General features: G+C 38.6%; 11 protein-coding genes. 4 read left to right on the top strand and 7 right to left on the bottom strand.

The window, feature by feature from the left end; genetic code table 11:
• Positions 1-221: 221 nt before the first annotated feature.
• The 4 genes from HOO54_RS21365 to HOO54_RS21350 all read right to left on the bottom strand — a co-directional run bounded on the left by HOO54_RS21365 (position 222) and on the right by HOO54_RS21350 (position 4,680).
• Positions 222-683, bottom strand: coding sequence for a hypothetical protein (locus HOO54_RS21365; RefSeq protein WP_172298893.1), 462 nt, complete (start codon positions 681-683; stop codon positions 222-224).
• Positions 684-1,012: 329 nt separating this feature from the next.
• Complete coding sequence (locus HOO54_RS21360) at positions 1,013-2,494, bottom strand: UDP-glucose--hexose-1-phosphate uridylyltransferase (protein ID WP_172298891.1); 1,482 nt, start codon at positions 2,492-2,494, stop codon at positions 1,013-1,015.
• Between the two features lie 2 nt (positions 2,495-2,496).
• On the bottom strand, positions 2,497-3,492 hold the full coding sequence (gene galE, locus HOO54_RS21355; RefSeq protein ID WP_172298889.1) for a UDP-glucose 4-epimerase GalE: 996 nt from the start codon (positions 3,490-3,492) through the stop codon (positions 2,497-2,499).
• Positions 3,493-3,504: 12 nt separating this feature from the next.
• Positions 3,505-4,680: a galactokinase gene (locus HOO54_RS21350; RefSeq protein WP_172298887.1), complete on the bottom strand. Its 1,176-nt coding sequence runs from the start codon at positions 4,678-4,680 to the stop codon at positions 3,505-3,507.
• Positions 4,681-5,263: 583 nt separating this feature from the next.
• Between HOO54_RS21350 and comI the strand changes: the two genes are divergently transcribed.
• From comI to HOO54_RS21335, 4 genes are all read left to right on the top strand, one after another.
• Complete coding sequence (comI, locus tag HOO54_RS24530; protein WP_253907596.1) at positions 5,264-5,362, top strand: competence inhibitor ComI; 99 nt, start codon at positions 5,264-5,266, stop codon at positions 5,360-5,362.
• A 511-nt stretch (positions 5,363-5,873) separates the two neighbouring features.
• Positions 5,874-6,575: a response regulator transcription factor gene (locus HOO54_RS21345; protein WP_172298885.1), complete on the top strand. Its 702-nt coding sequence runs from the start codon at positions 5,874-5,876 to the stop codon at positions 6,573-6,575.
• Complete coding sequence (locus HOO54_RS21340; protein ID WP_253907729.1) at positions 6,565-7,644, top strand: sensor histidine kinase; 1,080 nt, start codon at positions 6,565-6,567, stop codon at positions 7,642-7,644. Before HOO54_RS21345 ends, HOO54_RS21340 begins: the two co-directional genes overlap by 11 nt.
• Positions 7,645-7,724: 80 nt before the next feature.
• Positions 7,725-8,624 carry a M23 family metallopeptidase gene (locus HOO54_RS21335; RefSeq protein ID WP_172298883.1) on the top strand — a complete coding sequence of 300 codons (900 nt, stop codon included), beginning with the start codon at positions 7,725-7,727 and terminating at the stop codon, positions 8,622-8,624.
• Positions 8,625-8,913: 289 nt separating this feature from the next.
• Here HOO54_RS21335 and HOO54_RS21330 read toward each other — a convergent pair whose 3' ends face one another.
• From HOO54_RS21330 to ald, 3 genes are all read right to left on the bottom strand, one after another.
• Complete coding sequence (locus tag HOO54_RS21330; RefSeq protein ID WP_172298881.1) at positions 8,914-10,785, bottom strand: glycoside hydrolase family 15 protein; 1,872 nt, start codon at positions 10,783-10,785, stop codon at positions 8,914-8,916.
• Positions 10,786-10,870: 85 nt separating this feature from the next.
• Positions 10,871-12,370 carry an alpha/beta hydrolase family protein gene (locus HOO54_RS21325; RefSeq protein ID WP_172298879.1) on the bottom strand — a complete coding sequence of 500 codons (1,500 nt, stop codon included), beginning with the start codon at positions 12,368-12,370 and terminating at the stop codon, positions 10,871-10,873.
• 141 nt (positions 12,371-12,511) lie between these two features.
• On the bottom strand, positions 12,512-13,642 hold the full coding sequence (gene ald / locus HOO54_RS21320) for an alanine dehydrogenase (protein WP_172298877.1): 1,131 nt from the start codon (positions 13,640-13,642) through the stop codon (positions 12,512-12,514).
• Positions 13,643-13,856 lie beyond the last annotated feature (214 nt).

The following is a 13,856-nucleotide window of genomic DNA, read 5'->3' as shown; positions in this document are numbered from 1 at the left end:
CTTGGTTAGCCAGTGTTCCATATCGACTTCTTTTGCTCATCCGAGCACAGCTAAATGTGGTGAACATCAGCATGTCGATGAAAAAACCCGAGTGGATTCATTTCTCAAGGCTAGATCAATTTCAAAAATATTATTGCGATTTCTTACAAAAGGGGTAATTGTATAATGTGGTGCACTATTTGTAAATATGATAACATCCCTAAGTTCATTCAGAGTTTAGTTTATTTGTTATGTTCAAGACGAATTTCTTTAATCGTTTTATCCAAAGTTGATCGCTTCAAATGAAACTTAAAGAATAATGGATTAGCTTTTTGAAGTTCTGATAGATAAACACCGGCATACGAATCGATGATAGTAAATTCAGGTTTTTTTTGATATTCTCTGCTTTCACCAATGCTAGCTAGAAACTCGATATACTCTTTCGACCCAACTTTATAATGCAAATGATGTTTTTTAAAGTATTCATCGAGTAATCGTTTTCCTTGACCAATGGTAAACGTGTCAACCTCCACGTCAGACAAATCCTGACCGGACTTCTTTGCATTTTTAATCATCGTTTTTTGCTGGGTAGTTAACGGAAAATGACTTGCATCACTTTCTTCTTTGTTTTTATAAATCACAGCAAAAATAACGCCAGCGATAACCATCACTGTACATAAAGCGATAACAACATACTTTTTCATAAATCTCCTCCTTCAAATCCATAATACTCAATCTATGTATAAAATTACTAGATTATTTTAGTTTCTAGTCTAGCACTGTCTATTAAAAAACGCCATGATAGCAGGGCTGTCCTTTTTCTGAAGAAAATTTGGATGTCAGCTACTTTCAGTATGTTGTGGGATAATGCCACATTTCCAATTTCGTCTTTTCCTCAAGCAATCAATCTCCAAGTGGTTGTTTCTTTGTCATATATCTGATATGTAGTGGTGGTTAGAATCAATCTCTTTAAAACATAAAAACTCCCCATAAGGTAGACAGATACTTTATGGGGAGCATACAAAACAGAATGTCATTTCTGATTAACAGCGTGAATGAAGCGCATGAATGCTTCGTGGTCCTTAAATATTCCGGCATCTTCAAGCACTTTTACAAACTTCTTACCCACTTCTTGACGTAACATCTCTTCTGCTTGATCTTCGTTCGTAAGTGTTCCATACCTACTTCTGAGCTCTTCTGCCCATGTTTGATGATAGGTTTTGACTTCGATTGGCTGACCGAGCAGATATTCTTTTATTTCCGTAAGTTCCGTTTTTAAACGAGGAGGCAGGACAGCCAAGCCCATCACTTCAATCAATCCAATGTTTTCCTTTTTGATGTGGTGAACATCAGCATGTGGATGAAAAAGTCCGAGCGGATGTTCATTTGTTGTTCGGTTATTTCTCAAGACTAGATCGATTTCAAAGATACCGTTGCGCTGTCTCGCAATTGGGGTCACTGTATTATGTGGTGTACCATTTGTAAATGCGACGACATCCGCTAGTTCATCAGAATATGTTTGCCAAGTCGTAAAAATGTCATTTGCCGCCTTGGAAAGGTTGCTTAATGCTGTTCCTTTTAAGCGGATGACAGACATTGGCCATTTTAAGACAGAGGCTTCAATATCCGGATGAGCTGTTAACTGAAAGGAGAAAGCAGCATCCGCCCGTGTCATTGCAAATTCATAACAGCCGGCTTGATAATGATCATGGCTTAAGATAGAGCCTCCGACAATTGGTAAATCTGCATTTGATCCAATAAAGTAATGCGGAAAATTTTTTGTAAATGTGAGCAATCTTTCAAAGACATGCTCATCAATTTTCATATGACGATGTTCTTCAGAAAATAAAATGCTGTGTTCGTGATAGTAAGCATATGGAGAGTATTGGAAAAACCAATTTTCTCCGAGTAAAGGAATCTTAATCACTCTATGGTTTGCCCGTGCCGGGTAGCCAAGCCGTCCAGTGTATCCTTCGTTTTCCTTGCATAAAAGACATTTTGGATAATTGTGGTTTTGCTTAAGGGCACGTTCTCGTTTAATTTGTTCAGGATCTTTTTCTGGTTTTGATAAATTAATCGTAATGTCCATTTGACCGTAAGCGGTATCCACTTTAAATTTCATATTTTTTGCAATCTGTTTTGTTTGGATGTAATTGCTGTTTTTACTCAGATGATAAAAATATGATGTTGCTGCAACAGGTGATTCCTTGTATTTTTGGTTGAAAACTGAATGAACAACCGATGGTCTTGGGACAAAACAGTTCATGATATTTGCAGATAATATTTCTTTGTCACTGATCGTCTCACTGATTAAGTGATGCTCAACAGCATAGGCTACTAATTTTTCGAGCAAATCTGGGATGGGTTCATCACGAATAGTGCCGATTTCTTCAGGAAATGATTCTAGCTTTAATAGATTCATGACCTGATTTCGGGTATAAATCACATCAGCTGATTCAATTAAGTTTAATGCAGCTGCTTTTTGAATGAGGCTCTCGATGTTTCTGTAAATCACGGTTACACTCCCTTTTCATAGCCGTTTGGATGTGATGAATGCCATTTCCAAGCATCTTCAATGATTTTTTTTACAGAAGTCCGAGATGGATTCCAGTTGAGTATTTTTTTTGCTTTGTCAGACGAGGCGATCAAAATACTTGGATCACCAGCTCTCCGCGCTCCGACTTGCGTAGGAATTTCTTTTTCAGTAACTATTCTAGCTGTCTGGATCATGTCTTTGACGGAAAAGCCCTGGTTGCTGCCAAGGTTGAATACATCACTTTTGCCACCGTTTTGCAAGTATTCTAATGCTAATAAATGGGCGTCAATCAGATCTTCAACATGGACATAGTCACGGATGCATGTTCCGTCAGGAGTGTCATAATCATCTCCGAAAATCGTAATGTGCGGTCTCTGACCTAAAGCTGTCTGTAAGATAATGGGGACAAGATGTGTTTCAGGATGGTGGTCTTCACCGATTTCCCCGGTTTCTCTTGCACCAGCTACATTAAAATAACGTAGGGAAACATAGTTGATTCCATGAGCTTCAGCAGTTCGCTTAATTAATTTTTCCATAGTCAGTTTTGTTTCGCCGTAAGTACTGGTCGGACTTGTTGGCATTGCTTCTGTAATTGGTACTGATTCAGGTTCACCATAGGTGGCTGCAGTTGATGAGAACACAATATTTTTCACGTCATGTTCAATCATCGCTTGCAGTAATACCTGTGTTCCATATACATTGTTATCAAAATATTTAAGAGGATTTTCCATTGATTCACCAACAAGAGAATGAGCGGCGAAATGGATGACCGCCTCAATGTCTTCTTTTTGAAAGACAGAATGAAGGAAGTCGATATCACGGATATCCCCCTCATAGAATACAGCCTCAGGATGGAGGGCGTTTCTTTGACCAGTATCAAAATTATCAATAACAACAACACTTTCATTTTTATCAACTAATTGGTAGACAGCATGTGATCCAATATATCCTGCCCCGCCTAAAACCAATACACTCATTTAAAACACACCTCATCTCTCAATTTCTTTGGCACCGTCACCAATTGCTGCTGTATAAAACGATGCTTCATAACCAACTGTATGTTGGTAAATGTTATTTACATTTTTCTTGAAATCTTCAACAGCTTCTTTCTCAACAATGGCAATTGCACAGCCGCCGAATCCAGCTCCGGTCATCCGCGCGCCCAACACCCCTTTTTGTTCCCAGGCAGTTTGGACAATCGTATCAAGCTCAAGACCTGTTACTTCATAATCATCCCTTAATGATAGATGGGATTCATTCATGAGTATGCCAAAAGCTGTCATGTCACCTTGTTGAAGCTTTTCCAGTGCTTTTAATGTTCGGACATTTTCGTATACCGCGTGTTTTGCCCGTTTTTGATTTACTTTATTTTGAATAAGATGTCGATGTGTCTCGAATTCTTCAGTTGTTAATTGACCTAAGCTGCTGATGGAAAGTGTCGTTTGTAAATCACTTAATGCCTTTTCACACTCGATTCGTCTTTCATTATATTTAGATCCAGCCAATGTTCGTTGCTTATTTGTGTTCATAATGATCATCACATGCTCATGTAAGGTAAATGGAGCATATTTGTAGTCTAATGTTTGGCAATTTAAGAGGATGGCATGATCTTTCTTACCCATACCGATTGCGAATTGATCCATAATTCCGCTGTTGACACCGATGTATGCGTTTTCAACTCTTTGGCCAAGCTTGATTAATGATATAGGTTCCATTCTCAGTTCGAACAGTTCATTTAATAAAACACCTGTTGCAAGTTCAATCGATGCTGAAGATGAGAGACCTGCGCCATTTGGTATATTCCCATAGAACAAAATATCAGCCCCGTGGAGAATTTGTTGCCCAGCTTCTTTCAATAAATATAGCATCCCTTTTGGATAATTGGTCCAGTTGTGTAATTGATTAAAGGATAAATCAGCCAGTTCGCATTCAATCATTCCTATGTCAGGAAAATTCATTGAGTAAAAGCGAATTTTTTGGTCGTCACGTTTCAGACCGAGTGCATATGTGCCATATGAAATAGCGGCGGGAAAAACATGACCGCCATTATAATCCGTATGTTCTCCAATTAAGTTGATTCTTCCAGGTGCAAAAAAGGCTCTAGGAGTCTTTGACGTATTGAAAATAGAGCGAAATTCTTTTGATAAAGCGGCTACTGTATTCATAACTCCTCCTATTAATCAGACATACTTAATAAATTAATTTAATTAAGTTAACCCAAGTGTACTACGACTGTTCAATATATGCAATAAAAAGTCGTGCAGTTTTTAAGGGAAGGTTTTTCAAGTAAAATCAAAAAATATTCATCAGACTGTTACTGATCATGAAAACCGCGTTTTTAAAGAAAGTCACAAAATTAGGAAAGTATTGGAACATCTTCAGTTAAACAGTCTTTATACATGAAAATAACTAGATGCCAGCCAATTTGAATGTATAAAATCCTATCATAATAAAAGATTCAAGGTGCGGTTCTAGGCGACAAACCAGATAAACGAGGCGGATGGGCTTTTTCAAAGCTAACAGAAGCTTCCATGAAAAAGAATTTGACGCATTGGACCTGTCCTAGTTATCGCCTTCCTGTACGGTCTTCTAAAAAGGAAATTGTGAAAGGAATAAGCTGACTCTTGCCAATTTGGTTGGGGTCTTGTATTTTTCATAAAGTTCCTATAAAGTAAAAATTAGCAATAGATCGGCTTTTTGTAGGGGCGTTCGGCTCACCTCCAGTTTAGAAAGAGGGGAGGTGAGAACATGGCTGTGGAAAGCGCTATTCAATTGATGATTTCTTTTGGAATCCTGATCGTAGGGATTCTGTCGCTTGCCCATAGTTTCTCAAACAAAAAAAAGTAAGAACGCCCCGACTCCTACATCTAGGCGTTCCTACAGTTGATTGGAAATAAAGCCGACTCCCTTACAGGAGCTATTCTATTGCCGATCGGAGATGTTGTCAGCATCTTCGGTCTTTTTGTTTTATATTATGTTCTTTTGTATCAATTGTATTCATGTGTATTGCGGATTTTCTGCTCGATCATATATTGTATATTTATTGTAGCACAACATAATAGTAAAGTATACGTCACTAAATTAAAAATCAAATATCTGCTGGGCTACAAGAGGAAAACAAGCAAAGAGAGACATACTTTACTAAAAAACTACAAAAATCACCTTTTTTATAGTTTTTTTGTCGTCATCACGTTGGATGGGTATTTCCATCGCTGAACAGTGTCACAAATTGCTGAAATCCTCGGGTTGCCTGACAGTAAAGCCTCCATATACTTTTCAGCTTTTTTTCATCTTATGGTTCTTATGATAAGGTGCTAAAATATGAGTAAGATTTACAGCATAGAGTGGAGTGAATCAAATGACGACTCAGCAAACCGTTTTAGTAGTTGATGATGATGATGATATTGTCAGATTGCTTGACATCAATTTAACGAATGAAGGATTTCATGTTCTGAAAGCAAGTGATGGTTTTGAGGCCATTCGTCTAATGGAAACACATCATGTTTGTTTGCTTATACTTGATATTATGATGCCTGGGATAGATGGAATAGAAGTTTGTCGACAAATTAGAGAAAAGAGCAATATTCCAATTATCCTGTTAAGTGCAAAAGATTCAGATACAGATAAGGTCGTTGGTTTAAGTGTTGGAGCTGATGATTATATCATCAAACCGTTCAGCACTGTCGAACTGCTGGCTAGAGTAAAAGCCCAGTTACGAAGATACATGTTTTTTAACCAAAACATAACAAACTCTATCGATCAAACCATACGGATTCATGGATTAGAAATAAAGGAACAATCCAGAGATGTTTCATTATACGGAGAAAAGCTTAAGCTAACAAAAACGGAATTTGAGATTTTATTACTTTTGGCAAAAACGCCAAATCGTGTATATACGTTAGAGGAAATATTTGAGAGTGTATGGAAGGAAAGATATTTTGAAAGCCATAACACAGTGATGGTACACATTGCTCGGCTACGTGAAAAATTGAATGATGGAATAAGAGATGATCAAATTATTAAAAATGTCTGGGGAGTTGGTTATAAGATTGAAAATTAACCTACTAAAAGGCGTTCAGTTTAAGTTTTTAATGATATTCATCCTCAGTATCATTTGTGCATCGCTTATGATGATTGTTTTTCAAATTACATTATCGAAACTGCTCGATTTAAGTGATCATGATTTAGCTCGAATAGAAGAACAATATACATTTGTTTATTTTCTCGTATTCCTCATCTTCACAACGATCACATTTATGATTTTTTCTCGAACAATCATCAGGCGCATCGAACAGCTTAATGCTTATGCCAACTCAGTGAAAAAAGGGAATTTTGATAGCCTGATTGAAATCAAAACCAATGATGAAGTTGGAGAACTTTCTCAAAATATCTGTTTAATGGTCGAAACAATCAAGGATTCTCTTGAGAAACAAAAACAATCAGAACAAGCTAGAAATGAAATGATCAGCAATATATCGCATGATTTAAGAACCCCGCTGACATCTCTGTCTGGATATATAGAATTGGCTAAACTCAATCTGGACAACCCTAGCTTGTGTCATGACTATATCGAAGTTTTAGAAGCAAAATGCGAAAGTTTGAAAAATCAGGTTAATGATTTGCTTGAGTATGCCAATCTAAATGATAAAAATATTAACATTCAAATGGAAAAAGTAAGTGTGCAGGGGTTAATTGAGCAAGTAATGATCGATTTCATTCCCCAACTGGAAAAAAACTCAATCCAATTTGCATTAGACAGACAGGATGAAAAACTGTACATTCATGCAGATATCAGTCTGTTTGTTAGACTGTTACAAAATGTCATCAGCAATAGTATTCATTATGGGAAATCAGGCAAGAAAATAAAAGTAGAAGTTCTATTAAAGCAAACAAATGTCATCATCAACATCATCAATTATGGGGAAGCTATTGCCAAAGAAGATCTGCCGTATATTTTTGAACGATTTTACCGCGGAGAAAAATCAAGAAATGAACATACAGGAGGAAAGGGGATGGGGTTAGCAGTTGCGCAAAGTATCGCAAAACTCCATTCAGGATCAATAGATGTTATCAGCAATGAAGTTGAAACGGTGTTCACAATTTCAATTCCAAGGTATGAAAAATCTTAATGAAGTTGTAAGGATTTCTTTCATTTAAAGTAAGAGCCTCCATTTATGATGGATAAAAACACATAAATGGAGGAGTAATCGTGTTTCGCAGTAAACATATTTCAATTGTTTTTGCAGTCGTGTTGATGCTTTTATGGGGAACGGTTTTATGTTATGGAAGAGAAGCAGGACCATATGCTTGGTGGGGGTTAATGGTTTTTGGTATAGCTGGAGTTGTTTCGTTTACCATATGTTTCATTGTAATACTGATCAGAATATATAAGAAACGCTCGATTGGTAAACATATTTGTATTCTATTAATGATTTCTCTCGTTTCAGCTTGGCCTGGCGGCTGGTTTTTGGGAATAGGTCAGATTGCATATCCCGCTGATCCACATTCCGTAAAACCAGCTGTATCGATTCGCTCACCTTTTCATCAACCAGCGATCATTGCTTGGGGTGGAGATACACTAAAGGATAACTATCATGTGTGGCTGCCTGCTGAACGCTGGGCATATGATATCTTTGCAAAGCCGGCTGTCATCGACAGTCCAAGACTTGATGACTATGGGATCTATGGAGCTGAAATTGTAGCTCCTATATCAGGCACTATTGTAGGTGCATATGATAGAGAAAAAGATATTGCACCAGGTGCAGATCAATTCAAGTCGATGCTAGGAAATTATCTGTTCATTCGTATAGAAAAAACAGGAACTTATTTAGTATTCGCTCATTTGAAGCGCGATTCCGTGAAAGTGAGAGTGGGAGATGTTGTAAAAGAAGGAACACCAATAGCTCGAGCAGGGAATTCAGGGATGAGCAGTGAACCACATTTGCACATCCATCATCAAAGACAAAACCCAAATCAAGTGCTGCTTTTGGCTGAAGGTTTGCCATTGTTTTTTCGGGATATAAATGGACCTAGTATGCCTAAAGGTGGGGGAGATCGACTTGAAAAAGGTGTGAGAATACCAAATGGGCAACAGATTTCTCCCAGGTGATAAAATCAGATAGCTCTACTTCAAGTAAGATCAAGGGGTTACCTTGAAAGTAGTGTGGATGAATAAAAATGGGGGAATTTGCTCGCTTTCCGCGGGCGATCCGTGAGCCTCCTTGGAGCTCATTTCTTCCTCCTGCAGGGTCTTGCCTGGCTCGCTGTTTCCGCAGGAGTCTCGCAATTTCCCCTGATCATGTTGAACAAGGACTTTTTAGACAGCCCCTTTTTTCAGCATAGACAACCTATAGATTGTTCAATTCGCTCCAAAACCGCTCTTTCTCTTTACATTCGCTTTATTTTTTCCCGAAACGGTTTCGATACAATAATAAAGATCGAATCACACCTGACTGAGAATAACTAGGCATTGCAATTCCTCTTGGCCGGCCTCTACTATATAACAATTCAGGTAAAAGTCCGCAAAACGCACTATTTTGATAATTATGGTCAAAATATTTCCAGGCTTCAAGTTGATGATGTGCGATTAAAAAGGCTTCCCCTACCCAAAAAGTCGGTCCAGTCCACGGCTTTAGGTCACCTTCTTCAGTTGTCAAACTTTCGTGTCGCCAAATCCCGCCGAGCAATGGGTCTTCCAGTCTTTTTTGAATGGCTTCCAGAGTTGGCTTTAACCATTGGCTTGGGAAAATGGGAAACTCAGAGAAAAATAGGGTCACAGATGAATCTAATAATGATGTCTCCATTGAGCGAGTGACAATTCCATTATGAACGTTATGTTTTGCGATCGCCTGAATGAGTTGAACGGCACCCTGTCTAAATTGGGCGGCTTTTTCATGTTTAGACATCTTGTCAGCCATTTCCGCAGCTTTCATTAAGCCAAACGCTGAAATGGCTGATGTCCATGTCATATGTTCAAAACGTTCTCCTAAGTGGGGTCCGAACGTCTCCCAAATGCCTGCATCTGGAAGAATCAGCCCGCTAGCATCCCGGTTTGCTAATATCCAATTGGTTGACTGGCTAATAATTGGCCACAAATCATCTATGATCTGATCGTCTCTAACAACAGACCACACTTGCCAGATTCCGTATAAAATCAGCCCTGTCGTATCGTTTTCAAATGCATGTTCATTTGGTAAACGAGTCACAACATTATAGGCGAAGTAAAAGTTTCCATCTGGACGCTTTTTCAAATAACTGAGGGTGGCATATAGCGCTCTGACGGCATCATCTAGATGATGTGCCAGTGCTAATGTGGTTGTAATCCACAAACTATCGCGAATCCAGACATTTCCTTGGTATGGTTTAAAACCAATAATGATAGGTGTGCCATCACTCTGCAAACTCATTTTTGCTAATGTATTGCTAACCCGCCAGAAATAGTTGAGTTTCGAAGAGAGTGGACCAATGTCGATTGTTTGTTTGTGCCAAGCTTGCCAAGCCTGCATTGTTGTTTGTTCACTTTTATTAATGTCTTTTAAAGCAGATGCTAATTCTTGCAGAGCCGCTTCTTTAGAAGTCCCTGCGGCAAATATTTGATAGATAGGTTCACTAAATTGTCGGCCTGGAATGTGTTGAGGCGGTGTTGTAAAGACCAATGGGACAGGGAGTAGACTATGTTCAAAAATGGTTGTCTGACTGCCTGTGACAGCCTTGGCGATATTTCCGGAAATCCCTTTCTCAACAGGGAAAACGGTCGTTGCAAGCCATTGATTTTCAGAAATTCGCGAAATAAACGTATGGTTGATTCTTTGGACAATATTTTGAAGGTGTACGACAGGATAGATGGTTGCTTCCGATGGGTTGCTGCGGAGGGTCTTGACTTCAATGGAACGAATCATAGCATTTCGGTTGGGAGGAGCCCAAGTTTTTGTTCTGACAACTGTATTTCCCTTATGTGAAACGACTTCATAGATGCCAAAACCGTTTACATATCGTGTATGATCAAGTGACACAATTTCACCAATTTGCCCCAATTTCTCTTGAACGATTCCATATGGATCATACCAGACTTTTTCATTGTGATCTTTTACTAAAACATAAGATCCCGGATCATTTAAAAGGGAACTTGACATATCAAAGTATTTGAAAAATAGTTGGCTGATTTTATCTACTGGACGACAACCGATATCATATTGCTGAATCCAAGCTAAACAGTTGCCATTAGAAATAGGCGCATGATTATCTTGATTTTTTCCAATGAAATAATGCATTGAATCCACTCCACTCAACATAGTTATCAATCATCATATTAGAATGTTAGACATTTTATACCCGGACAAAAAGCCCGGGCATTGTTTATTTCTTAAACAGAGGCGTGGCAAATTTGACTTCCGGATATGGATCAATTGGTTGATCCAGCAGATGGTCGTCTTTGTTTTTTAAATATTTATTAAAAAAACTTAATGTATACTTGTTCACGATGAAATTGGCTCTTGTCGGATCGATATCTCCTGTGATTCCTGTGTGCTGTAATACTGGAGTAAGGAACTGAACATCGGCAAAGTTATAGTGCGTCAAACCTTTTAAATATAAGATGTGACCGCCGTGACGTGCTACATGTTTGAAATGTTCGATCTCCAATTCGGTATCTTTCTTTTCCTTCTCAATTTCGGCTCTAGAAGCTCCCATTTCCTTGATTTCTTCATCTGTGTAAACATGATGTTGTCGGATTTCATTGAATCGTTTAAATGTGATGTCCGAGAACATAAACATAAATGGTTTTGTCATTCGCGGATTACGATGATAATTGTAAAGACCGCCATCCATATCAATTCCTGCTGTAATTCTCGAATCAGAAGCAACGTCGTATGATGCAGCACCACCGAAAGAATGTCCGAATACCCCGATATGCTGCATGTCCAGTCTTCCTTTGAACGGAGTTTTAATTTTTCCGGTATTCATTTGTTCGAATTGATCGATGATAAATGTGATATCATCTGTCCAAACTTTGCCTACTTTATCACGGTAGTTTGTTTCAGCTATCTGATTCATATCTGTTTTCATTGTTGTTGTCCGTCCATCTGGAAACACGGTAGCAAACGTGCTATATGTATGATCAATAGAAGCAACGATATAGCCATGACTAGCCAAATTTTCGGCTTGTGATGTATGGAAGACTTTCGATGATTGATAGCCGTGATTTAGAATGATGAGCGGGTAGGACCGGCTTTCTGTAGAAATCTTGGCCTTTACATAAGAGTGGGCGGGAATGTATTTCAAGTAATCCATTGTAATGGAAGGAAACCCGAATGTTTTGGATAACGGTTCTTCCTTCAGCAATGAACGTTCAGCTATAAAAGGAGCAGGCTTTCCACTTGGCTGTTGTGCAGGATACCATACTTGAACCATTAATTCTCTGTTCGTATTTCTTGCTTGATCAAACAGTTCTTCTCGCTTTTTGTCAACGAAATGAAAAGTTTGTGTCCCTACATGGTACTTTCCTGTTGGTTCAGGTAGCTCAAAAACCGGGAATGCATATAAGCTTACGGCTGATATCATCAGCATGATCACTATTAGCGTATAAACTGTACCTAATATAAACCTTGATATTTTTTGAAAAGCGTTCTTTTTAAAATAACGATAACCTGAAATCGCTAAAAAGAAAAAACTCATACAATATAGAAAGACAAGCTGTATTCTGAATCCTTCAGTAATCAGGTGAATGATCAACAAAATCGCGCTCAAACTGCTTGCAATGAGCAGCAGTTTGACTTTGTGTCCACCTTTTTTCATCATCATTGTTAATCCAAATAAACCGATGTTTGACAAAAGAAGCAATAGTTCAAAAATTCTCATGTTGTGACCTCCTTGTTAAAAAAAACTTTACTCTGTTTTGATGATCTTAAACTATCGATTTGCCTTACATCGGTATGACAATTTTGTCACTAAAGCAAAAAACCCTTTCTACCCGAGCAGATAGAAAGGGTGATCATATTGTTAAACAGTTAGCACTTTTCGAAACGCATCTTCGACAGTTACAGTATGGTAGCCAAGGTCACGGGCGACGGCAGGGTAAGTAATTTCACCATTGGCAACATTGACACCGAGAGCTAATGCCGGATGGTTAGCGGCCGCTTTTTGTGCCCCGTTGTTGGCAATTTGGATTGCGTAAGGAATGGTTACGTTTGTTAATCCGATTGTAGATGTACGTGGTACGGCACCAGGCATATTTGCGACGGCATAGTGAACAACACCATGTTTCGTATAAGTTGGGTTATCATGAGTTGTGATCTTGTCAACGGTCTCGATAATACCACCTTGGTCAATTGCAACGTCCACAACAACGGAACCCGGTGACATTGACTTAATCATTTCTTCTGTCACCAATTTAGGTGCTTTTGCACCAGGAATTAAGACAGCACCGATCACAAGATCGGATTCTTTCACAGCACTTTCGATATTAAGCGGATTAGACATGAGTGTTTGAATATCTTTACCAAACTGATCATCAAGCTGGCGCAGCCGCTCTGCGTTTAAATCAATCAAGGTCACATCTGCACCAAGACCAATTGCCATTTTGGCTGCATTTGTACCAACTGTACCGCCGCCGATAATCGTGACTTTTCCGCGTTTTACTCCCGGTATACCTGATAAAAGAATCCCTTTTCCACCTTTTGATTTCTCAAGGAATTGTGCCCCGATTTGTGTTGCCATTCGTCCAGCTACTTCACTCATTGGTGTTAGTAATGGTAGGGTTCGGTTGACTTCGACAGTTTCATATGCGATTGCAGTAACACCGCTGTCTAACAGTGCTTTCGCCAGCTGAGGTTCAGCAGCTAGATGCAAATATGTGAATAGGATCAAACCTTTACGGAAGTAGCCATATTCAGAGCTAATCGGTTCTTTGACTTTCATCACCATTTCTGCATTTGCCCATACATCGCAGGCTTGCGGAATAATTGCTGCACCAGCTTCTCGATAATCAGCATCATTGAAACCGCTACCAATACCAGCGCCTTGTTCTATTAATATTTGATGCCCATTTTTGATAAGTGCCACAACACCAGCTGGGGTAATAGCGACACGATTTTCATTATTTTTAATCTCTTTTGGAATCCCGATCCTCATCATGAACATCCCCTTTAATTAAATGTGTTATACCGTAAGTATAAAGCTAACATTTGTGATGTACATTATGTGTAAAACAAAAAATGAAAGCGGTATTTTGTTTATTTTAACAATCTATTTTTTTATGTGATGAAGGTTTGTTAAAAAACAAAAAGTAAGCGTTTTCATTTTGTTTTCCTTAACAAACATAAGCAAAAGTGACTATGTTAAAATA

Origin of the sequence: Bacillus sp. WMMC1349, from assembly GCF_013155385.1 — a bacterium.
Taxonomy (GTDB): Bacteria; Bacillota; Bacilli; order Bacillales; family Bacillaceae; genus Bacillus.
This window is presented reverse-complemented; position numbering and strand designations above follow the sequence as displayed.